The following is a 23,246-nucleotide window of genomic DNA, read 5'->3' as shown; positions in this document are numbered from 1 at the left end:
CTAATAGTGGGACAAGAGTGCAAGGGTGACATATACCACCCATGAGATAATTGGGGGTATTCTATGAGGTGGATCAAATTTAATCGGCATCTGGAATGCCAGATTCCGTTTTTTGTGACGACAGGCGTTAACTACGAGTAGGTAATTCAACCACCTATTGACGCAAGGTGCGGGGTATTTCCCACCAGCCCCTGCTGCAAATAGTGGCTGCGGGCCTTGCCCTGCACTGCCAGACGCACTCGCTCAATCAATGCCGCTTCATCGGACGCATCAGCGAGCAGATCACGTAAATCGACCCCTTGCTCGCCAAACAGGCACAGATGCAACTTGCCGGTGGCTGACACGCGCAGTCGGTTGCAGTCGGCACAAAAGTCCTTCGCGTAGGGCATGATAAGACCGATCCGTCCCTGCGATTGCGGATGGCAGAACACCTGGGCCGGGCCGTCATCCTGACCGCGCAGTTGCGACAACCAGCCACTTTGCAGCAGACGCGCCTTGATGGTCTCGCCACTGACATGATGGCGGGCAAAGCGCTCGTCCATCTCACCGGTTTGCATCAACTCGATAAAGCGCAGCTCAATGGGATTGTCACGGATCCAGCCAAGGAAGGTATCGAGCTCATGATCGTTGAGCCCCTTGAGCAGCACCGCATTGACCTTGACCCGCTCAAACCCGGCCGCGAGCGCCGCATCAATCCCGGCCATCACCTCGGCAAACTTGTCTTCGCCGGTAATGCGATGGAACTGACGGGCATCAAGGCTATCCACGCTCACATTGAGTGACGTCAACCCGGCCCGGCGCCACTCGGCTGCCCGCTCGCGCAGGCGATAACCATTGGTGGTGAGCGCCACTTTGCGAATGCCCGGTGTGCTGGCCACCGTTTCGATGATCTCGGTGAGATCGCGGCGCAGGGACGGCTCGCCGCCGGTGAGGCGTACCTTGTGGGTGCCCATGGCAGCGAAGGTGCGAGTCAGAGTGCGGATTTCATCCAGTGACAGGAATGACTTGCGGCCATCCGGTCGATAACCGTCCGGCAGGCAATAGGTACAGCGGAAGTTGCACACGTCGGTCACCGACAGGCGCAAATAGTGAAAACGACGGGCGAAGCCGTCTTCCAGCAATGTCATAAACACCTTTCCAAATACGGGAGGCCAGCGCATTTCTTTGCTGACCCTCACAGCCGTACGACAGGTTCGGCTGTTCGGCATACTTTCCCTTATCCATTTCGTGACGTAGGCAAAGCAGCTCGGAGTTCAATGGTTTGCGGATGCTAGCACAGTTTAAGTTACAATGCCCACAACGTATCCGGGGTAACAGACCTATGTTGTCGCATCTGAAATCAAGAATGGGAACCTGGCTGCAGGTTCACTCGGTGAGCAGCGCCATTGGCCGCGCCATGGTGCTTATTTTGTTTATGGCGAGCCTGATTGCCCTGGTGGCCATGATCACCCTCTTCTACTCCATTCCTGATGCCAAGGCGATCAACCTCTCCGGCTCGCTGCGGATGCAGGCCTATCGGATGGCCTACGAGATCACCCAAGACAAGCCGGTGATGCTGCGGCTGGTTCAGTTCGAACAGACCCTGCATGCCGAAGAGCTGCAAGAGACCCAGCGCTGGGTCACCCCGGCGTCACTGCGCCGCACCTACGGCAACGTGCTGGCTCAGTGGGAGATCATGCGCCGCCACATCGAGCGTGGCACACCGGATCGCTACGCCGACAACACCGAGCCATTTGTCGCCGCCATCGATGCCTTCGTCAATGAAATGCAGTACCACGTCGAGTTCAAGGTGCGCATGCTGGCACTGGCCGAAGGGTTGGGACTGCTGGCCATCATCACCATCGCCTGGTGTACGGTGCGCTTTACCCGGCGCCAGGTGGTCGCCCCGCTCAATCAGTTGGTGGCCTGTGCCCGGCAAATCGAGCAGCGCAATTTCCACCTCTATCTGCCTCCGCGTTGGCCTAACGAACTCGGTGAACTCTCCGGCGCCTTTGCCACCATGGCCAATGAACTCGACAAGCTCTATCGCGATCTGGAAGGGAAAGTCGAAGAGAAGACCGCCAAGCTGCAGCAAGCCAACGACACGTTGTCGTTTCTCTACAGCACCGCGCAAAAGCTGCACGAGGCGCCGCTGAGCAGCCGCACCCTGACCAAGTTGCTCGACCGGGCGGCGGCTCACCAGCGCATTGCCCATATCCGCCTGACCCGCTTTGGCCGCAACGCCATGCCGATTTACCTCAATGGCCGCTCCGGCTGGCCCGGCGATCTGGCCGGGGTCGAGCACTTTTATCTGCAGATGGATGATAAAGAGGTGGGCCGACTCGATGTCATCAGCGCCTTCCCCATCGATCAGCGGCTGATGAAAAACTTCGCCATGCTGCTGGCTCAAGTGCTGCACAAAGATCAGACCTTGCTACAACACCAGCGGCTGCTGCTGATGGAAGAGCGCGCCGTGATAGCCCGCGAGCTGCACGACTCGCTGGCCCAATCGCTCTCTTATCTGAAGATCCAGGCCACCTTGCTCAAGCGCTCGTTTGCCAAGGGAGAGACGACTCGCGCCGAGCAGGCGCTGCTGCAAATCGACGAGGGGCTGGGCAATGCCTATACCCAGCTGCGCGAGCTGCTCGGCACCTTCCGCCTGACCATTGGTGAGGCCGATCTCGGGGAGGCCATCGACGTGATGCTCGATCAGCTCAAACCGCAGACCCCGGCGCGCATCGCGCTCGATTACGGCCTCTCCAGCAGCGATCTGGAGGCCGGTCAGCATATCCATATTCTGCAGCTGATTCGTGAAGCAGTGCTCAACGCCATCAAGCATGCTAACGCGCAAGTGATTGATGTTAGCTGTCATACCCTTCCTGATGGTAATATTCGGGTTCAAGTCACCGATGATGGTGTGGGCATCGGCGCTTCCCGCTCGGCGGTAAACCATTACGGGCTGAGCATCATGAACGAGCGGGCCAGCAAGCTGCACGGTCAGCTCGCGATCAGCGATCTGAGTCCCCATGGCACCTGTGTGCACCTGACATTCCCCACTATCCAGACAAGAGACACCTGATGGACGACAGCAAATTTTCAATCCTGGTCGTTGACGACCACCCCCTGATGCGCAAGGGGATCGTGCAACTGCTGGCACTGGAAGAGAACTTTGAAGTGGTTGGTGAGGCCTCTAACGGGGCTGATGCTATCGCAATGGCCCGCAGTGATGAACCCGATCTCATCTTGCTGGATCTCAATATGAAAGGGCTCTCCGGCCTCGATACCCTGCGTGCAATGCGTGACGAAGAGATCACCTCACGGGTGGTGATCCTCACCGTCTCCGATGCTCGCCAGGACGTGGTTGCCCTGCTCAAGGCCGGCGCCGATGGTTACCTGCTCAAAGATACCGAGCCGGAGATCCTGCTGGCACAGCTTGAAGAGGTGATGAGTGGCAAGCAGATCTTAAGCGAGCCGCTGCGGCCCTTCCTCGAGAACCTTTACGAGACTGACCACCTGCAAGAGAAGCTCGAAAGCCTTACGCGTCGCGAAATGCAAATCCTGCGCGAAATTGCAAAGGGGATGTCCAACAAACAGGTCGCCTCGGTACTGCATATCTCGGAGGGTACGGTGAAGGTTCACGTTAAGAGCCTGCTGAAGAAACTCGATGCCCAGAGCCGTGTGGAAGCGGCTGTGATGTACCTCGAGCAGCGTCACTGACGCCACGGTTTACCTCTCGAATACGGGCCTTTGGGCCCGTTTTTTTATTCTGGCACGCCACCTGCAAAGACTAGTTTGAGTCAGATACAGAGCGGAGGACGCCATTATGACCACCCAATCCCTTGCCCTCTTCCCCCTGCCTTCCCATATTCTGCCGGGTGGAAAACTGCCACTTCGCCTGTTTGAGCCACGCCACATGGCCATGCTCAAAGAGTCTTTCCTCAACGACCGCGGTTTTGGCATCGTGATGGAAGACAGCACCACCAGCGGTCAATCCGGTCGGATTCTGCCGGTGGGCACCCGGGTGAAAGTCACCGATTTCTACACCCTTAACGACGGCCTGCTGGGTATCACCGTCATCGGGCTGGAACGATTCTGCATCCACCATCTCACCACCGATGATCAGGGCATCAAGCGTGCCCAGGTTGAAGTGTTGCCCAACTGGCCGCAGCTGAGCTCGGATGGTAGCGATGACCTGCTGGTTGAGCGTCTCAAAGAGGTATTTGAACAATATCCGGAGCTCGACGAACTCTATCCGGAGAAAAGCTACAACGACACCGCCTGGATCTGCCAACGTTGGCTCGAGCTGTTGCCGATGCCGGTACAGGAGAAGCAAGGTTTGATCGCCAAGCACAACAGTGAAGAGGCGCGTCTCTTCCTGCACAAGCTGATCACCCCCTGACAGAACAACGCAAAATGCGAAAAAACGCATTTTGCAACAAGACGATTTTCGCAATTTGCAAAGCATTGCTCATAAAAACACTGAAAACGGGTAGGAACACCCCAAAAACAAAGATAAAAAGTTGGCACGAGTTTTTCATATACAGAATACAACCCGATTTATCCCGTGCTCTCTTCAGTATTTGCTGAAGAATTGGTCAACCTCCCCGGTTGGCCATTTTTTTTACCTGCAGCGTTCTGGGCTCGGCAATCAGCGATGGAACAAGGGCAGAGAAAAAAGAGCCGACCGTCGTAACAGTCAGCTCCCTTGAGGGGGAAAGTGCAGCTCGATACAGCGCTTGAGCTGCGCCAGGCTAATCGGTTTAGCCAGAAAGTCATCCATACCGGCAGAGAGACACTGCTCACGGTCTTCAGACATGGCATTGGCGGTCAGCGCCACTATGATGCCGGTAAAGCCGCGAGTCCGCAGCTGACGGGTCGCCTCAATGCCATCCATCTCGGGCATGCGCATATCCATCAGGATAAGATCTGGCGCAGCAACGGCAACCTGCTCCAGCGCCTCAATACCGTTGTCGCACAGCCTTACCTGACGCACCAGTCGCTGCAGCATCAGAGAAACCACCAGCTGGTTGATATGGCTGTCCTCGACCACCAGCACATCCAGCGGCCACACCTGCTCGGGCGCATCCTCTTTGACATCACTTTGCTTGCAGGGCAGCGCCAGATTGGGCAGTTCAAACCAGAAGCAGCTCCCCTGCCCGACTTGGCTGTGCACGCCAATTTCACCGCCCATCTGATGAACCAGCCGCTTACAGATGGCCAGCCCCAATCCGGTGCCGCCAAAGCGGCGGGACGCCGAGTTATCCCCTTGCACAAATGGCTCGAACAGGTGGCCCAAATCATCCGAGGCAATCCCGATACCGCTATCCTCTACCTCGGTACGCAGCCGCCCGCCATGCCAGTCCAGCCGCAGGCAGATAGATCCCAGCTCGGTGAATTTGAGCGCATTACACAGCAGGTTGCTGATGATCTGAGACAGACGCACCGGATCGCCGTAGAGCCGCTCGGGCACACTCTCTGCAATCTGCAGATTAAGCGCGACCGATTTTTCGTCACAGGTAGTTCGCATCGGCTCAAGCAGCGCGTGGCAGATGGAACGAATATCCAGCTCTTCGCAATGAATTTCCAACGTGCCAGATTCGATTTTGGAGAAATCCAGCACATCATCAATGATGGTTTGCAGCAACTTGGCCGAGTGGGTGGCGTAACCGAGCAGGGTGCGCTGTTCATCGGCCAGCGGCGCACTGTGCAACAGATCGAGCATTCCCAGCACCGCGTTCATCGGTGAGCGGATCTCGTGGGTCATCATGGCCAGAAAACGGGATTTGGCCTGACTCGCCGCCTGGGCACTGTCACGGGCGGCGGAGAGCTCCTGCTCGCGGCGGATCTGATAACCGATATCGCGGGCGGTACCGCGATATCCCTCAAATTGGCCAAAGCCATCGACACTGGGATCGGCGTTGATTTCAAGCCACACCAGCCCTTCGCTGCGCTGCACTGCGGCGCGCAGGCCGCGTACCGGCTCGCGCCGCTCAATCTGAATTCGGTAATCGAGCTCGCCTTCATGGGGGATCAGGGCCAAATCAAACAGGCTATGTCCAATGAGTCCCTGGCTTAACGCCGGTTCACCTTGGTCAGGCGTGGAGATGTAACGAAAACGCAGCGCTTCATCACTTTCCCAAAACCAGTCCGAGGTCATGTTGGCAAAGCTGCGAAAGCGCTGCTCACTGGCATGCAGTGCCTGGGTTTGCAGGTGCACCTGCTCCTGCAGCCGACTGCGATAGGCGATGTTGACCAGTGCTTGGGAGATAAGCGGGCGGCAGCGCTGCAACGCCGCCTTACTTTTCAAATCAAGCCCACCCGGTGCGCTGTGCCGGCACAACAACAGCCCTTCGAATCCGGGCGCCGTCAGACCGGTGAGCAGCACACAGCGCCAGCGCGCGTCCTGCTCGACCGGCGCAAATTCGGGTAACAGGGAAGGCTCGTACAACACCAGGGTTTCGCCACTTAAGGCCCGCTCGAAGGCGCGCCCCTTGGGCCAGCGAACCGGTACCGGATCCGGGTCAGAGCAGAGAATGGGAATGCAGTCGTTGCTACCGGCGGTGAGCACCACGGCGGCTTCAAAACCGATAAAGGGGCGCAGCACCTCAATCAGGCTGGCCAGCACCTCTTCGAGCGTCTGGGCGCCTGCCAGTGTTGCCACCCCTTTGAGCAGGGTATCGGACTCACTGCGATAGTGATTTTCCCGCTCCTGGCTACGCGCCAGCTCGGCCAATGCCACTTGCAGCTTGTCACCCAGTGTTTCCAGGGTATCGTCCTGCGTCATCCCTGCCTCGTCGTCAGTTATCTCCCCTTACAGAATATCACACTGGAGATCATCAGATTACCGTGTGCCAATTCTCCCTGCGGCAGGCGGCCCTGCTCACCAAAGGTGAACGGCATGATATAAGGCACCCCGCCAAGGCGCTCGTTAAACTGGCTGGCAATATCGTCCACCCGCTCTGAGAGGGCTAGCCGGCAACCGGCACAAAAGACGATCAGTGCGCCGAGTGGATAGAGATCCTGCGGCATACCGTAATCGGGCTCGATACGGGCGGCCTGCAGACTGCGTTGTAGCAAACCGAGCTCTGAGCCCTGCATCAGGGTCAACGTCTCGCCCGGCGCCACATCGGTAAACAGGCGCAGCCCACGCCGCTCGGTAATGGCCTCCGGATGGGAGAGCTTGAAATAGGGCATGCCATACATCTCACCTACTTGCCGCGCGAGGGGATATAGCGTGGTTTCAAACAGGATGGGCCCCTCTTCCAAAGCCCGTCCCAGCCACTGCTGGTAGACATCCCCGGCCGGTCGCCCGTCGAGAGTCACCACCTCGCGCCCATCCACCTCGGTGATGGTGCCGCGGTTCGAGGTAGGCATGTAGCCGGAATGAAACTGGAACACTAACTCGCAATCGGGATAAAACACCGCGAGCACGATGCCATCGTGCATGGTCTGCTGCTGCCAGCAGAGCTGCCACTCACCGGTTAAGCTGTTATCGGCCGCAGAGCCGCCGATCACCGGTACCGTGCTCCCCAGCTCGGCATCGATCTGGGCCAGCAGACTCTCCTCCCCACCGGGGCTGGTATGCAGCAAGACCAGGTGAGGCAACTCGCCCGGACGGCCACACGCTGCCATCGCTTGGCGCAGCAATTGACGCACATCGGCGTCAGGGCCTGCGCCGCCAGCGACGCCATAAGAGCCCTGCTCATCATAAAAGGCGGCCACGGCGATCCCATGACTGGCACCTTGCTCCGATTGCACAGTTTGATATGACGTGCAGCCCATCAGGGGCGTCGTTGGAAAGTGCTGGCACAAGGCGGTGCGCAGCACCTCACCGTCGTACTGACAGGAAAAATAGAGCAGCAGCAGGGATGGTGCCGTAGCACACACAGCAGATAATTGGTCAATGATGTGACGCGCCGCTAACTCTGGATGCTCATCGTTGGCATGCGCTGTGATGTAATTCAAAATGAAGCCCTCGTGCTGATAGGGCATTGAAGCATAAACCGTACCAAAATCAACAAGTAGCGACAGAGATGGTCGCAGGCAATAGTGAGCAGTCATGCCAACACATCGACTAGAGACTTTACAAAAAGTGGTCGCCCTAGGCGGCGGCCACGGTATGGGACGCGTTCTCTCCGCCCTCTCGTTTCTCGGGCCGCGTCTCACCGGAATTGTGACCACCACCGATAACGGTGGCTCGACTGGACGCCTTCGTAAAAATCAGGATTGCATCGCCTGGGGCGATCTTCGTAACTGCCTCAATCAACTGGTGACGCAGCCCAGTACCGGCAGCATGCTGTTTGAATACCGCTTTGGCGGTCAGGGAGAGCTCGCGGGTCACAACCTCGGCAATTTGATGTTACTGGCGCTTGATAACCTCTGCGTCAGACCGCTCGATGCCATTAGTCTGATTCGCGGTATGCTGCGTATCGAAAGCCACCTGCTGCCCATGTCCGAGTTTCCCACCGATCTCTGCGCCCGCACGCCGCACGGACACCACATCATCGGGGAAGTGTCGGTCGATGAGCTCGACACGCCGCCGACCTCGCTATTTTTGCATCCGCCAGTACCCGCAACCCGTGAAGCGGCTCAGGCGCTGATCGACGCCGAGTTGATCCTGCTCGGCCCGGGCAGTTTCTTTACCTCAATCATGCCGCCCCTGCTGCTGCCCGAGGTGTGTGAAGCCATCAGCCACAGCCGGGCGCCGGTGATGTTTATCAGCAATCTGGTCAAGGAAGAGGGGCCGGCTGGGCAACTGTCGCTCAGTGAGCAGTGCCGCTGGCTGGAAAGCAAACTGGGACGGGGACGGCTGGATGCCATTTTGGCGCCGCCGGGTTGCGAGGCCGGGGATTGGGATGATCGTGTGAGTCAACAACCGCTGGGAGAAGAGGGCCTCTCCCACCGGCATGATCGGGCAAAACTGCAGGCCGCGTTGGCCGAGTTGGTGAGCCGCGCCCGATCAGCGTGAATGGATAACGCGCTGGCTAGCGGTAGGTTGCCAGCAGCGCCAGTACTGCTTCGAGTGAGGTAAACAGCCCCTCAACCTGCGAGGCCAGCTGATCAGCTTGACCCTGCCGGCAGGCGGCTTCCAGCGTCGCCGCCTGCTCGCGGGAGATTTCAGCGCCGTAGCTGCCGCATGACGACTTTAGGCTGTGCGCCAGACGCCCGAGCTCCTCTATCCGCCCTTCAGCAAGCAACAGCCGCAGTTGCTCGCGCTGGCGCCCGACCTCGTCGAGAAATACCCCGATCACCACGGGCAGCATCTCGCTGCCCACATCCTGCTCCAGTTGTCCCAGCGTCTGGCGGTTGAGGATTTCCATCTCTGCCTCCTGCATTCGTGGTGAAGCCCATCCGTCCTGATGAAGAGCGGACGTGGCAACAACGTCCTTAAACCGGGTTATCGATATCGACAAAGATAACATCCAGACCGTGGGTCTGCCGCAGCCATTCACCGAGTGCCTGCACGCCATAGCGTTCCGTGGCGTGATGACCGGCCGCAAAAAAGTGCATCCCCACCTCGCGGGCAGTGTGAATGGTCTGCTCGGAAGCCTCACCCGAGATAAAGGCATCGATGCCCTGCTCTGCCGCTTGCGCGATATAGCTCTGACCACCACCGGTACAGATCGCCACCGAGCGGATCTCTTCTGGGCCATATTCGCCGCAGTGTAGCGGTGTGCGACCAAGCGCCTGCGCGATACGCTCAGCCAGTGCGGCGCCGCTCATCGGAGTATCGAGTTTGCCAACCATGGCCACACTCTTGCTGTTCCAAGGCTCCAGGCCACGGCGCAAAGTGATGCCAAGCAGTTTGGCCAGTTGGGCGTTATTGCCAAGCTCAGGATGAACGTCGAGCGGGAGATGGTAGGCGTAGAGATTGATATCGTGGGTCAGCAGGGTTTTGATGCGGCGCTGCTTCATGCCCTTGAGCACCAAAGGCTCACCACTCCAGAAGTAACCGTGGTGGACCAAAATGGCATCGGCTTCTAACTCGACCGCTTTGTCGATCAATGCCTGACAGGCGGTGACACCGGTGACCACCCGGCGAATGCGCGCTCGCCCCTCGACCTGCAGACCATTGGGGCAATAGTCCTTGATGGCATGAGACTCAAGCAGTTGATTGAGCAGGTTTTCCAGTTTGCTGTTGCTTAACATCATCTCTCCCCGGGCCCGGGCTAGCCGGGCCGCATGAATCCAGAGAGACATGATAAGCGAGGCGCGCCGGCGCCACCACCTCAGGCAGGAACGTCGATGCCGGCTTCACGCATTTTGGCCAGTTTGTAGCGCAAAGTGCGCGGACTGATGCCGAGTTTTTCGGCCACCGCTTTGCGACTCCCCTGACAAACTTGCAAGGTATCGAGGATGATCTGGTGCTCCTGCTGCTTGAGCTCGTTGCCAAGGCGCTCCATGCCGGGGGCGCGACTGCCGCCCGCCTCGAACTCGAAGCGTTCGTCCTCTTCTTCCAAAATCAGATCACGCTCGCGGATCCACTGCCCATCGCACAGGATCAAGGCGCGCTGAATGACGTTGGCCAACTCGCGCACGTTACCCGGCCAGCTGTACTCTTGCAGCAGTTCGCAGGCGGCCTCGTCGATTTTCGGTAGCGCCAGCCCCTGCTCGGCGGCATGCAGCGCCAGCAGATGCTCAGCCAGCGGTAAAATGTCGCCGGGCCGCTCGCAGAGCGCGCTCCAGCGCAGCGGAAACACGTTGAGGCGATAGTAGAGGTCTTCACGGAAATTACCCTCTTGAACCGCTTTTTTCAGATCGCGGTTACTGGTAGCAATCACCCGCACATCGAGCGGGATCATCTTGCGGCTACCGAGGCGCTCCACCTCTTTTTCCTGCAACACCCGCAGCAACTTGGCCTGCAAGCCCAAATCCATCTCGGTGATTTCATCAAGCAGCAGGGTGCCACCCTGCGCCTGTTCAAACTTGCCAGGGCAGCCTTGCACGGCGCCGGTATAGGCCCCCTTTTCATAACCAAACAGGGTGGCTTCGAGCATGTTTTCCGGAATCGCAGCGCAGTTGATGGCCACAAACGGCTGTTCGGCGCGGTTTGACTGATCGTGGATATAGCGTGCCAGCACCTCTTTACCGGTACCGCTTGGGCCGCTGACCATGACGGTGGCTTCACTCTTGGCAACCTTGGCCGCCAGCTGGAACAGCTCGGCGCTGCGCGGATCGCCATACACCACGGCGCGCTTTTCCACCCGCTGGGCCGGGACATAACGGCTCACCTGATTGAGCAGCACCTCGGGCGAGAAAGGTTTGGCCAGATAGTCAATCGCCCCCTCACGCATGGCACGCACGGCGCCATCAATGTTGGCGTAAGCGGTCATCAGCAGCACCGGCGTTTGCGGGTACTGCTGGCGAATGGTTTGCAGCAGGGTAAGGCCATCCATGCCACCCATCTGAATATCGGAGATCACCATGTCAAAGGACTGACGCGACAGCTGCACGAGCGCGCGCTCGCCACTGTCTGCTTCGCGGCACTCATAACCACCGAGCAGCAAGGTATCGACCAATGCTTCACGCAGGCCGCCATCATCTTCGACGACCAGAATACGTGCCTGACTCATGCCACACCTCCAAGACGTGCGTCAGCCACCTCATGCAGCGGCAATGACAGGGTAAAACAGGTACCCTCTCCCAGCGCCGAGGCCACACTGACCTCGCCCTGATGGGAGCGCACCACAGATTGCACCACCGCCAGCCCAAGGCCGGTGCCCTGGGCGCGAGTGGTAAAGAAGGGTTCAAACACACGCCGCTGCTGCTCGGGCGCAATTCCGCGACCGTTATCGAGCACGCAGAGCTCGACGCGGCTACCGGTTCGACGGGCACTCAGAACCAAGCGATTGGCACCCGCCTGCTGGCCGTTGGCGATCAGGTTGTTAATCGCGCCCGAGAGCGCATTGCTATTGGCCATCAGCCAGAGCGGCTCATCAGGGCACTGCACCTGCAGCTCACAACCTTGCTGCTCGCAAAACGCTTCTGCGCCCGCTTCAACCTGCGCCAGCAACTCTTGCAACGAGACGGCGCTGACCACCTGATTTTCCCCGCTACGGGCAAACAGCAAGATGTCGTTGATCTGCTTTTCCAGATCTTGCAGCCGGTCCACCAATTTTTGTTGGAACTGGCTGCGGGATTCAGGCTTGAGGGTGCGGTTACCGAGGTTGGCGGCATAGAGCATGGCCGCCGAGAGCGGCGTGCGGATCTGGTGGGCCAGCTTAGCCGCCATATTGCCCAGCGCCGAGAGACGCTTCATGTGATTGAGGCGATCTTGCAAGCGGCGGGTTTCAGTCAGATCGTTGATAAACACCAGCTGGCCGGGCTGATCGCTCAGCGGCTGGGTGGAGAGCTGTACCCGGCGACCATCGCGCAGGGAGATTTCATGACCATCGTCTTCACGGGGCTGGAAGCAGCGCTGGATCACCAGACGCCACAGCGCGCCTTCCAGGGGCTCGCCGAGCAGCGCAATGGCGGCAGGGTTGGCACGACGCACCACGCCTGCATCATCGAGCACCAACACGCCAGTGGGCAGCGTGGCAAAAATGGCATCGAGCTGGCGATAGGCAGGGGTCGATTCAATGGCGGTGAGTGTCTGCATGGTCATAAACCTGGCTCATTAAGACGGATGAGCCAGGTTATTCAATTACCATGCCAAACAAAAATAACCAATTAAATCAATTAATTGCAATCGTTGCAGTCAAGTTTTTGACCTTGCTGTGGGCAGTAGCCAAGGATCAGAGATCCTTGGTCATGCCATATTTCTTCATTTTCTCAACCAGCGTGGTGCGGCGCATGCCGAGCTGATCCGCCGCCCGGGCCACCACCCCATCCTGAGATTCCAGCGCCTGACGAATAAGCTCAATCTCCAGATCCGCCAGCATCTCTTTAAGGTTGATGCCGTCCGGGGGCAGCTGCATCGTCATGGGCGATGCCGGCAGCGCATCGATCTGCGGCGGCTCCTGGAATACGGCAGCCAGCGCCTCGCGCTCGTCCCATTCGGTCTGCTCCGGCGTCGGTAACTCACTCTCTAGCAGCCGGTAGCGGCTCGGCAGATCAGCCACATCCACAATGCGGTTGGGATAGAGGATCAGCAGCCGCTCAACCAAGTTAGAGAGCTCTCGCACGTTGCCCGGCCAGTGGTATTGCATCAGTGACTCGGTGGCGCGCTGGGTCAGGCGGATCCAGGCCTTGTGCTGATCGGTATGACGCCCAAGCAGCTCTTGCAGCAAAAGCGGAATATCATCGACCCGATCGCGCAGCGGCGGCGTCTCGATGGGAAAGACATTGAGGCGATAGTAGAGATCTTCACGAAAGCTCTGCAGGCGGATCATCTCTTCCAGGTTGCGGTGGGTTGCCGCGATGACGCGCACATCCGCATCCAGCGCCTTGCCGCCACCGACCCGCTCGAACTGGCGCTCTTGCAGCACTCGCAGCAGTTTGACCTGCATCTGCAGCGGCATGTCACCAATCTCATCGAGAAACAGCGTCCCGCCCTGCGCCAGCTCAAAGCGGCCGCGCCGCGCCGCAATTGCGCCGGTAAAGGCGCCCTTTTCATGGCCAAACAGTTCACTTTCCAGCAGCTCACCGGGAATGGCACCACAGTTGATCGGCACAAACGGCCCTTTACTGCGCGGCGAAAGTTCGTGAATGGCGCGCGCCACCACCTCTTTACCGGTGCCCGATTCGCCGAGGATCAACACGTTGGCTTCGGTGCTGGCCACCTGACCAATCAGACGACGCACCTCCTGAATACCCTTGCCTTTGCCCACCAACAGGCGCAACAGGGTTTGCCCCTTGTCATGCTGCTGTTCACGGGGATGCAAGGAGCCAAATGCCTGGATAAAGTGCAGTGCGCGAGTGAGGGATTCGTAGTCATAGGGGGCATCGAGCACACCGATAAAATTGCTCTGCTCCCCTTGCGCCGCGACCAGTGACAAGAACGGTGTATGCGGATAACGCTTGAGCAGCGTCTCCAGCGAGTGTTGCTGCAATGCCCCGATAATCACCCCTTGCACGGGCGCAGCCTCAATGGCGACCTCGAGATCTTCTTCAGTCACCTGTTGCCAGGCCGCCCCCACAAACGAGAGCAGGTTGCCCACTTGGGCGCGGCGCTCGCCACTCTCATCGACGATCAGGATGGACAGATCGAGCATTGCTTCTTCCTTGTTTCAGGTCGTACGACAACATCTGACCGGAAGTGTAATGGTCCGATCGCTACCTCGCAACCTGAAACGCCAAAAAAATGACAGTGACAGAAACGAAAAAGCCCGCAGCGCGGGCTTTGTTAACATTTTGATTTTATTCGTATTGAGCAAGCTTGGCAGTGAGTTCGGCCACCTCGGCGCGCAAACGGGCGTTTTCAGCCTCCAACTCGGCCAGGCGATCGCCAGCCGGGGCCGCTGCCACCGGAGCCTGTGGCTCACCACTAAAGAGATGGGCATAACGCGATTCGCGCTTACCGGGCTCACGGGCCAGACGCACGACGTGCCCTCTGGCAGCCAGAGCCTCGAGCACGGCTTCCACCTGGGTGACATCGTCAAAGGCATGCAGGCGCGGCGTGCGAGAGCGCAGCTCACCGGGGGTTTGCGCACCGCGCAGCAACAGCTCGCAGACGACCGCTAACTCACCGGCAGAAAAGCGCAGATCGCCAAACTCGGTATTGCAAAAGCGGTGTTGATAACGGGCAACCCGGGCATTAAAACCGGCCACATTGCTCACCAGACGACGGGCAATCAGCAGATCAAGCACCGATTGCACTTCCCGCTCGCCCAGCCCCATGACCGGCTCACGGTTACTTTTCTGATTGCAGGCATTGACCAGCGCATTGAGAGAGAGGGGATATTGATCGGGCGTGGAGACTTCTTTTTCGATCAGGCAGCCGATAACGCGGGCTTCCAGCGGGCTCAACATCTGTTCCATGAGTCACGTTCCTTGCAATAACTCATGCCATCCTAGCCAGCGCACTCAGGCTTGACCAGCGCCAGACGCGGCTTTTGCGAGCTGGCGGCGGGTTTGGTTACTGGCTAAACAGGCTTGAAACCATCATAGGGCTGCCGCCATGCCTTTATGGGATGGCAGGCGTTTGCCGAGCGAGGATCACTTGCACAAACTGCTCAAAATCAACCAGCCGATGAGTGATCACAAAAATAACAATATCCAGGTTGAGCGCCTGATAGTCGTGCACGGCAATATTGCGAAGCCCTACCATTTTCTGCAAGCGCTCGGACAGCTCGCCTGAAATCCACTGCTCACGAGCAAGCAGAGCGAAGCTATCGCGGCTACTTTGCGGGATCCCCAACCGATGCTCGCGGATCAAGTGATTGGCAATATCAATGGCCGCTTCACACGCTCGTTGTAGATTTAGCAGCACCGAGTCTTGCTGAGTGAAATTATGTCTAAACAAGGCCTCGTCGGAAAACTCCTCACGGATCCGGCGCAAACACCGCGCTATGGTGGCGGATTTATTAAGCAGCACATCATGCATGTTGTTGACCCCGGCCTTGCGACCACTGCTCCAGAATCGCCGAGCGCTCCTGTTGTAGATGCTGATACATCGAGAGCGTGGTCATCTCAAATTGCGCTGCCGCGCCGCCAACGCTAAATAAACAGCAGCCATCCTGAACGATTTGCCAGCGTAATACCGTCGAGGCCTGCAGACAATCGACCAGATCCACATCGCATCCCCAGCGCGCCGCCAGCGCCTCAGCAATCTCCCAGCGTTGCAGTGACGCGAGCGGAGCTAACGACTGCACAGCAATATCGATATCGCTGTGCGCCGTTGCCACCCCTTTTGCGTGCGAGCCAAACAAATATACAAATTGCACATCGGGTAGCAGGTCTTGCACGTCGGCCAGAATCTGCGGGTTGGATGGTTTGCTCATGACCCCTCATTGCTAACACATAGCTACATCGCCAATGCGATCTAAGCTGTGAACTCAGTGGCAAGATACCACAACTTTAAACCGTTGCGTTTATGGGGCACAAACGCAACGAGGAGGCATTTGCCTCCTCGCTCCTCAAAACCACAGACTTGACCCATCACATCTGGTAGTAATCACGGTACCAGGCAACAAAGGCATCCACCCCTTGCTGCAGCGCGTGCTGCGGTCGATAGCCGGTGATGGCAAACAGGTCACTGGTATCGGCCCAGGTGGCATGCACATCACCCGGCTGCATCGGCAGCATGTTGCGAATAGCCGGTTTACCCACCGCGCGCTCGATGGCATCGACAAAATCGAGCAATCGCACCGGACTGCCGTTGCCGATATTAAAGAGCTGATAGGGCGCAGAGCTGCTGTTTGCCTCCCCTTGCCAGCTTGCATTACCGGCAGGCGGCAGGGTGGCCACACGCAATATCCCTTCGACGATATCATCGACGTAGGTGAAATCACGGGACAGGTCGCCATGGTTGTAAATATCAATCGGCTCGCCGTTTAAAATCGCCCGCACGAATTTAAACAACGCCATGTCCGGCCGGCCCCACGGACCGTAGACGGTGAAAAAGCGCAGGCCCGTGGTGGGAATGCCGTACAGATGGGCGTAAGAGTGCGCCATCAGTTCGTTGGCTTTCTTGCTCGCGGCATAGAGCGACACCGGATGATCCACCGCATCGGTGGTCTTGAACGGCATATCCCCATTTAAGCCATACACCGAGCTCGACGAGGCATAGACAAGATGCCCGACGCCAGTATGGCGACATCCTTCCAGCACGGTGAGCATCCCGACCAGGTTGCTATCGGCATAGGCAAACGGATTATCCAGCGAATAGCGCACGCCCGCCTGAGCGGCCAAATGGATCACCCGCTCGAAGCGCTCAGCCGCAAACAGCGCGGCCATGCCAGCGCGATCGCTTAAATCCAGCCGAACAAACCGAAAACCGGGTAATGCCTCGAGTTGCGTCAATCGAGCCAGCTTGAGGTTAACATCGTAGTAATCGTTGAGGTTGTCGATCCCGACCACCTCATGCCCCTCACGACATAATCTGCAAGCGACAAAGAAACCGATAAAACCGGCCGCGCCGGTCACCAGGTATTTCATGTTATTAATTCCTGTCTCGTGCCACGCACCCTGTGGCGACGCCCCGCAATGGCTTAACGAGTGCGGGGCGCACAAACCAGATCAGTCGTTGCCAAACAGATCGCGAGTAAAGACCTTGTCTGCCACATCGGCCAGTTCATCTGCCATCCGGTTGGAGAGGATCACATCGGACATGGCCTTGAAGGCCTCAAGATCGTTGACCACTTGCGAGTTGAAAAACTCCGCCTCTTTAAGGACCGGCTCAAAGACCACGACCTGGATCCCTTTGGCCTTGATGCGCTTCATCACGCCCTGAATCGCCGAGGCCCGGAAGTTATCCGAGCCGGATTTCATAACCAAGCGATAAACACCGACCACCTTGGGACGACGACGGATCACTTCATCGGCAATAAAGTCTTTGCGTGTGGTATTGGCATCCACAATCGCACGGATCAGGTTGTTGGGGACATTGGCGTAGTTAGCCAGCAGTTGTTTGGTGTCTTTGGGCAGGCAGTAGCCGCCATAACCAAACGAAGGGTTGTTGTAGTGGCTACCGATACGCGGATCCAGTCCCACCCCTTCAATAATCTGCCGGCTGTCGAGCCCATGGGTTTGGGCATAGGTGTCGAGCTCGTTGAAGAACGCCACCCGCATGGCGAGATAAGTGTTGGCAAACAGCTTAATCGCTTCGGCTTCGGTGCTGTCGGTAAAAAGTACCGCCACGTCCTGCTTGATGGCGCCCTCTTTGAGCAAGCCAGCAAAGCGCTCGGCCCGGTCGGAGCGCTCACCGACAATGATGCGCGACGGATAGAGGTTATCGTGCAGGGCACGACCTTCACGCAGGAACTCCGGTGAAAACATCAGGTTGCTGCAACCGAGTTCCTGCTTGAGGTTCTCGGTGTAACCGACCGGGATGGTCGATTTGATCACCATCACTGCATCGGGGTTGATGCGCATGACATCACGCACCACCGTCTCAACGGAGCGGGTATTGAAATAGTTGGTCTCGGGATCGTAGTCGGTGGGCGTCGCGATGATGACAAACTCGGCGCCACGATAGGCCTCTTCAGGCTCAACCGTGGCGCGAAAATTCAGATCGCTGCGGGTCAGAAACTGTTCAATCTCCCGATCGACGATGGGCGAGCGCCCTTGGTTGAGCATCTCGACCTTCTCGGCCACGATATCCAGTGCCACCACCTCATGATGCTGGGCCAGCAGCATGGCATTGGAAAGACCGACGTAGCCGGTTCCGGCAATCGCTATTTTCATCTCACACCCTTGTTATTCGTATCAGTGTGGCCAGCCTCCCCATCTTTGGGCGGCCGCCTTGGAAAACGCCCGCTACTATACGCTTTTCCGAAGCAATCAGCACATTTAAGGATGCGCAGCCGACACGGTAAAGCTTGGCACTGACTTAGGCTTTAGCTGCGGATCGTCAGGATACAGTCCCAGCGCCTCAGCGCGCAGCGTGGCCGCTTGCTCATGTTCACCCATGGCATTGAGTGCCAGCAGCATATTGGCGTAGATATTGGCGCGCGGGGTGTGGCGCACAAATGCACTGCCCCAGTCCACATAGGCCTGCAACTCATGGTTATCGTGACGGGTCAGCGCGGCAGAGAGGCGTACAGCGTTGATATCGAACTCGGCACGGGTGAGCCAGGCCACGGGATTGACAATCTTGAGCAGCAACTCCGGCTGTTTATAGCCACCGCGCTCATACTTGGTAACCAACCAGGCGGTATGCAGCGCAGTCAACATAAACGGCACCACAATCAGTGGAATGCCAATGGCCAAAAAGCGCAGTAGCAGCTTGTGAGGATAGGCAATCTCCCGGATCTGCGGCAGTGAGCCGCGCTCACACTCTTCATCAATAAACCAGACCAGCATCAGGAAGATGATCCAGTGGGTGACCGAGTGATAGAAGGGGTATTCGGTCTGGGTGTGTAGTGCAATCGGGGTCACCAGTGCAAGCAACGCCAACGCCTTTGGCCAGCCACCTGAGCAAGCCGCCCCCATCACACGCCAAAGCAGGGTCAGTCCCATTCCCAGCAAAGCCAGCAAGGGGAGCATGCCGCCTTCTACCGCCCAATAGAGCAGCTCGTTATGGGGGTGATCGAGGTTGTACTCAATCTGCACCATCGCAGGATTGACCGCTTTGTCGGCCATGTAGCTGTGCAGGAATACCGACTCAAAAGAGCCATATCCCCAGCCGGTAAGCGGTGCCTGCAGCAGCAACTTAAGTGCGTAAGGCCAATAGACTGAGCGCATTCCCCCCGACTGATAAACCTCCACCCCACGGGTTGCCCCTTGCCCGGCGTAAAGCGAAATACATCCGAGCAAAAGACCCGCCCCCGCCAAAAGCAGCGGCAATCGCAAGCGGCGTTGTGACTTAAGCCATGGCATCACCAAGAGTAAGACCATCACACCGCCCAATTGACCGACGCGTGACTGGAGCACCACAAGCAGCAAGCATGAGCCAGCAATGACATAGGCATTGAGCCATTGCTGCCAACGAAGCGCACTCCCCGCGCCCCATAGCCAAAGCGCCAGCGCCAGCCCTGTGGCCAGCAAGCTGGCCATCACATTGGGCTGCTGGAAGATGCCATAGGGACGATTGACAGTGGTGTTATAACCGAGCCAGTTGCCAGGAGTGAGCAGGTAGTACTGCACCAGCCCCAACGTCATCTCGATAGCAACCGCGCCAAGCACCAGCCAGAGTATGCTGCGGCGCTGCGCAACATCGTGCCGCCATTGATAGAGCGACAGCAGGAATAACATCCCGCCGGCAAGGCCCATTAGACGTGGCCATGCGTAATCGCGTATTTCACTTTGCGACCACACGATAGGCAAGCACAAGAGCAGAGCCAACAGCAGCCACTTTATGCCAAGACGGGATACTCGAAGCTGGCCAACATGCGTTGCCTGCCATGCCCCGAGTCCCAGTGCAGCGCTTAAAAAGATCCAACCCCAGACATTAAACGGCAGATAAAGTCCCGAGCCACCGGGGTTGTGCATAAAAAAATGGGCGAAGAAACACGCCCACAGCAACCAAAGCAGTCGATATAAATATGAAATCAATCATAAACCTTTAAAGTTAGCGAGCACCAAACCCAGTAAGGATGATTTTTATCGTTTTAAATGCGATTAGCACATCCAACCAAAGCGACACATTTTTTATATAGTACAGGTCATATTCAAGCTTTATTTTTGTATCATTTTCTGATGCAGCATACCCTTGCATTACTTGTGCCCATCCAGTAATACCCGGTTTGACGACATGTCTCAGAGGATAGGAGTAAATGTTTTCCGAGAAATTTTCAACAAATGATCGCTGCTCAGGCCGGGGACCAATCAGACTCATATTGCCACGGAGCACATTGATGAGTTGTGGCAGTTCATCAATTCGGCAACGCCGGATGAATCTTCCTACCCGAGTAACACGAGCATCATTTGTCTCTGCAAAGCGAGCACCACTATACTCTGACTCAACACACATACTCCTGAATTTGTATATTACAAAATCTTTACCGCCTAGCCCCACTCGATTCTGTTTAAAAAGAATAGGTCCTGCACTATCAATTTTTATAGCTATTGCTGTAATCAAAGCGACAGGAACCACTAACGGTGAACTCAACAGACAAAAAAGTACATCTATAACTCTCTTTACTCCATAATATAACGGAGAGGGTAGCAATCTCAGTAATTGCTCATCAAATACATGACCGACTTTGACTCTTCCCGTTAAAGACTCTTTTACTTGCTCAAGGTTATATACTGGAATATTCTGCAATGCACAGGCGGTGATAAATTGCTCCCACTTACGAAAGTGGGGCTCGTCTGACATATCAATAATAACGCCATCAAGCCTCTGTATTTTATTCAGCTGACTAACATCCGTAGACCATATGATATGTAATGGAACGTCCCCAAGCTCATGAATCTGCTTATATTTATCATTTGGGATAATAGCATAATATGGAAGAAATCGTCTACGGGTTGTAAAGTACCAAAACCAGCCAAGCAACATAAATGACAAGAAGGAGAGTATCAAATATGCGCGGCTGTATGGCAGCCGAGCCAAAAACAATACAGCAATACCTATCATATAGGAAAATGCTATTGATGGTAAAATGTAGACCAGTGGTTTTGCCCCAGGATAGCGTAACATCCTGGAGAAAAAAAACACGGAAAAAATACCTATGAGCATAACAACTAAAAGAGAAACAAACTGAGCTGAATCGTACTCTTTAAATTCGAAGCCCCATAGGGATATGGCGGGAAATAATGTACCAAAAACACTATTTAACAACAACAGAAGGTACGGCGACAATATATTGCGTGAAATAATCTTCTTCATTTTTGACATGACGGCGCCGATAATAATCTAACGGAGTAAATGACGATAAAAAAGACGTCTAGCATTCTTCGGCAATAACCTTGAAAAAAATCTAATCATTGCACTTAATGAATATTCTTGAAATGTTAAATATCCGCATTTAAAAAATGAATATAGTGCCTGTTGTTCAGAAAGAAGGTACTTAGCTCCCCCTCTGCGTTCAATCATGCCATTTCCTACTCGGGCATGCACTAACACTGAGGGTATATTAGCAACAATGGCACCCGCCGCCATGGCTCTCATCCATAAATCGTAGTCCTCATAGAGATAGCAGGCACGATAACCACCTATGGATTGAATAAACGATTTTCTGAACACAACTGTCATATGATTGAAGGGATTACGACGTTTTGAATACCGATGAATGTCCGCCGGTAATGATGGGACCTTTTTTAGCGCGTAAGGATTTGCCACATCACTAACAAACTCATCCACCCATCCACCCAAGATGTCCACACTGGGGTTATTTTTTATATATTCACGCTGTAACACAAAGCGAGAAACCGCACATATATCATCACTATCAAAACGAGCAATCCATGGGTATTTACAATATTCAATCCCCATATTGAGCGCCATTCCCAAACCGTGGTTATTGCCTAGTCGGACAATATCCAAACCATGCTCGTGGTTAGCCAACACCTTCTCGATCGCATCAGACACGGGGCCATCAACTACTATCACTATTTGTTCCGGCGGACTCAGGGCCTCTGACAGAGATGATAATGCTTGCTCGAACTCATGGGCATCACTATTGAGATAGACAGAGAGTAGAGCAGATATTTTAATCTCATGTCTGATATCGCTCATCTTAACTTCCTCTTCAAACTTTAAATAATGTGTTTTTTATAAAAATTCTTATTTTTTTTGGTAAGATACGCCAGATATACGAAAATAAGTTAAACTCTCTAATTCGATATAATAAAGAAACAAGCTTAACGGGCCTAGGCTCAATATAGCCATTGCGAAGATAACTCTCAGTATCTCGTGTTGAATAACACTGTGTCGTAAAATACAAGCGTGCACTTTCAAACTTGGACGCCCTTAGGCCTAAATCTTCTGGAGACACAATATAAAAATGCTGAAAAATCAATTTTTCCATGTTTTCTATAATGGTCGAATTGCAGTCATTATGACAGTCGATAGGAAAATTACTCTCACAGCCAAAGATATAGTGCAATGTTAGCCATTGCTCTACAGCATAGCGAGCACGAAACTGTCGCTCATAAAAATTACTATATGGTTTGTGCGGATGAGTCTCGTACCATACTGCATAGTCAAAAGGAAATTCCGGTGCGCTAAAATAACGAACAAGGTCGTCTTTATACCCAATTTGAAACATGTCACTGACATGATAAGGAAGACGTTCGGAAAAACGGGGGTTAATTGAAAATATTGACGATGTTATAATTTTTGAATGCAACCGACACGACGTTCCACTCCCAATGCTTTCATGTGTGAATACAGTATCTATAAGCTCAACAACACGCTTGCTTATTATTATTTGATCTGTCCGAAGTCTTATTACAATTTGATTACTCGCTGCTTTAACACCCGCGAGAGCGACAGATATCATCCTATTAACATTATTTGATTGGCTATCATTGCATATTTTCAAAGAAGGTAATGCACCATGGTCAGCGACCAATAGGACTTTATCAAAAATATCCGAACCACTGTATTGATTAAACAGTACGACGTCATTCGTTGACAATATTATTTCTACATCATCAAACACCCGCCTCAGATTCGAAACCGAATACACAAGGTCAAACTCATTATATCTAGCGCCACATAAAACGACACTAACCTTATTCTTATTTAGCATCATGAAATTAACATACCTACCTGC

Annotated in this window: 21 protein-coding genes and 1 riboswitch; of the genes, 4 read left to right on the top strand and 17 right to left on the bottom strand. The window is 55.5% G+C overall.

All coding sequences use genetic code 11. The annotated features are described in order from the left end of the window. Window positions 1-146: 146 nt before the first annotated feature. Window positions 147-1,127 (bottom strand): GTP 3',8-cyclase MoaA, encoded by a 981-nt coding sequence (moaA, locus tag BW958_RS03505; RefSeq protein WP_076574344.1) that lies wholly within the window; start codon window positions 1,125-1,127, stop codon window positions 147-149. Next, window positions 1,115-1,264: riboswitch (molybdenum cofactor riboswitch) on the bottom strand. It overlaps the preceding gene by 13 nt. An 81-nt stretch (window positions 1,265-1,345) precedes the next feature. On the opposite strand from moaA, the gene narQ reads away from it, so the two are divergent. From narQ to BW958_RS03490, 3 genes are all read left to right on the top strand, one after another. Further along, window positions 1,346-3,058, top strand: coding sequence for a nitrate/nitrite two-component system sensor histidine kinase NarQ (narQ, locus tag BW958_RS03500; RefSeq protein ID WP_076574343.1), 1,713 nt, complete (start codon window positions 1,346-1,348; stop codon window positions 3,056-3,058). Beyond that, the gene (gene narL / locus BW958_RS03495; protein WP_076574342.1) at window positions 3,058-3,696 is read left to right on the top strand and encodes a two-component system response regulator NarL; all 639 of its coding nucleotides are present in this window, start codon (window positions 3,058-3,060) and stop codon (window positions 3,694-3,696) included. Before narQ ends, narL begins: the two co-directional genes overlap by 1 nt. 106 nt (window positions 3,697-3,802) lie before the next feature. Then, the gene (locus BW958_RS03490; RefSeq protein ID WP_076574341.1) at window positions 3,803-4,378 is read left to right on the top strand and encodes an LON peptidase substrate-binding domain-containing protein; all 576 of its coding nucleotides are present in this window, start codon (window positions 3,803-3,805) and stop codon (window positions 4,376-4,378) included. 297 nt (window positions 4,379-4,675) lie between these two features. On the opposite strand, the gene BW958_RS03485 is transcribed toward BW958_RS03490, so the two are convergent. Both BW958_RS03485 and BW958_RS03480 read right to left on the bottom strand, forming a co-directional pair. After that, window positions 4,676-6,763 carry an ATP-binding protein gene (locus BW958_RS03485; protein ID WP_076574340.1) on the bottom strand — a complete coding sequence of 696 codons (2,088 nt, stop codon included), beginning with the start codon at window positions 6,761-6,763 and terminating at the stop codon, window positions 4,676-4,678. Window positions 6,764-6,780: 17 nt separating this feature from the next. After that, window positions 6,781-7,971, bottom strand: a complete 1,191-nt coding sequence (locus BW958_RS03480; RefSeq protein ID WP_076574339.1) for an FIST signal transduction protein — start codon at window positions 7,969-7,971, stop codon at window positions 6,781-6,783. Window positions 7,972-8,038: 67 nt separating this feature from the next. Between BW958_RS03480 and yvcK the strand changes: the two genes are divergently transcribed. Then, complete coding sequence (yvcK, locus tag BW958_RS03475; RefSeq protein WP_076574338.1) at window positions 8,039-8,947, top strand: gluconeogenesis factor YvcK family protein; 909 nt, start codon at window positions 8,039-8,041, stop codon at window positions 8,945-8,947. 16 nt (window positions 8,948-8,963) lie between these two features. Here yvcK and BW958_RS03470 read toward each other — a convergent pair whose 3' ends face one another. The 14 genes from BW958_RS03470 to BW958_RS03405 form a co-directional block, all read right to left on the bottom strand. Further along, window positions 8,964-9,299 carry an Hpt domain-containing protein gene (locus BW958_RS03470; protein ID WP_076574337.1) on the bottom strand — a complete coding sequence of 112 codons (336 nt, stop codon included), beginning with the start codon at window positions 9,297-9,299 and terminating at the stop codon, window positions 8,964-8,966. A 67-nt stretch (window positions 9,300-9,366) separates the two neighbouring features. Then, entirely contained in the window at window positions 9,367-10,131 is a 765-nt protein-coding gene (locus tag BW958_RS03465; protein ID WP_306169657.1) for a Nif3-like dinuclear metal center hexameric protein, read from the bottom strand. Window positions 10,132-10,208: 77 nt separating this feature from the next. Next, window positions 10,209-11,552: a sigma-54-dependent transcriptional regulator gene (locus BW958_RS03460; protein WP_076574335.1), complete on the bottom strand. Its 1,344-nt coding sequence runs from the start codon at window positions 11,550-11,552 to the stop codon at window positions 10,209-10,211. Beyond that, window positions 11,549-12,586, bottom strand: coding sequence for a sensor histidine kinase (locus BW958_RS03455; protein WP_076574334.1), 1,038 nt, complete (start codon window positions 12,584-12,586; stop codon window positions 11,549-11,551). Before BW958_RS03455 ends, BW958_RS03460 begins: the two co-directional genes overlap by 4 nt. A 130-nt stretch (window positions 12,587-12,716) precedes the next feature. Beyond that, entirely contained in the window at window positions 12,717-14,135 is a 1,419-nt protein-coding gene (locus BW958_RS03450; protein WP_076574333.1) for a sigma-54 dependent transcriptional regulator, read from the bottom strand. Between the two features lie 145 nt (window positions 14,136-14,280). Then, window positions 14,281-14,901, bottom strand: coding sequence for a YceH family protein (locus BW958_RS03445; protein WP_076574332.1), 621 nt, complete (start codon window positions 14,899-14,901; stop codon window positions 14,281-14,283). Between the two features lie 145 nt (window positions 14,902-15,046). After that, window positions 15,047-15,466 (bottom strand): type VII toxin-antitoxin system HepT family RNase toxin, encoded by a 420-nt coding sequence (locus tag BW958_RS03440; protein ID WP_076574331.1) that lies wholly within the window; start codon window positions 15,464-15,466, stop codon window positions 15,047-15,049. Continuing rightward, the gene (locus BW958_RS03435) at window positions 15,459-15,863 is read right to left on the bottom strand and encodes a type VII toxin-antitoxin system MntA family adenylyltransferase antitoxin (protein WP_076574330.1); all 405 of its coding nucleotides are present in this window, start codon (window positions 15,861-15,863) and stop codon (window positions 15,459-15,461) included. The genes BW958_RS03440 and BW958_RS03435 overlap by 8 nt, the downstream gene beginning before the upstream one ends. Before the next feature lie 157 nt (window positions 15,864-16,020). Beyond that, window positions 16,021-17,019, bottom strand: a complete 999-nt coding sequence (locus BW958_RS03430; protein WP_076574329.1) for an NAD-dependent epimerase — start codon at window positions 17,017-17,019, stop codon at window positions 16,021-16,023. Between the two features lie 81 nt (window positions 17,020-17,100). Continuing rightward, the gene (locus tag BW958_RS03425; RefSeq protein ID WP_076574328.1) at window positions 17,101-18,267 is read right to left on the bottom strand and encodes a nucleotide sugar dehydrogenase; all 1,167 of its coding nucleotides are present in this window, start codon (window positions 18,265-18,267) and stop codon (window positions 17,101-17,103) included. Between the two features lie 105 nt (window positions 18,268-18,372). Next, window positions 18,373-20,013, bottom strand: a complete 1,641-nt coding sequence (locus BW958_RS03420; protein WP_076574669.1) for a PglL family O-oligosaccharyltransferase — start codon at window positions 20,011-20,013, stop codon at window positions 18,373-18,375. Window positions 20,014-20,092: 79 nt separating this feature from the next. Next, a complete protein-coding gene (locus tag BW958_RS03415) occupies window positions 20,093-21,364 on the bottom strand; it encodes an exopolysaccharide biosynthesis polyprenyl glycosylphosphotransferase (RefSeq protein WP_143233005.1) in 1,272 nt (423 codons plus the stop codon). Window positions 21,365-21,382: 18 nt separating this feature from the next. Next, window positions 21,383-22,204: a glycosyltransferase gene (locus BW958_RS03410; protein WP_083687227.1), complete on the bottom strand. Its 822-nt coding sequence runs from the start codon at window positions 22,202-22,204 to the stop codon at window positions 21,383-21,385. 13 nt (window positions 22,205-22,217) lie between these two features. Then, complete coding sequence (locus tag BW958_RS03405) at window positions 22,218-23,225, bottom strand: WavE lipopolysaccharide synthesis family protein (RefSeq protein WP_083687226.1); 1,008 nt, start codon at window positions 23,223-23,225, stop codon at window positions 22,218-22,220. Window positions 23,226-23,246 lie beyond the last annotated feature (21 nt).

The organism is Aeromonas sp. RU39B (assembly GCF_900156095.1).
Classification (GTDB): domain Bacteria; phylum Pseudomonadota; class Gammaproteobacteria; order Enterobacterales; family Aeromonadaceae; genus Aeromonas.
This window is presented reverse-complemented; position numbering and strand designations above follow the sequence as displayed.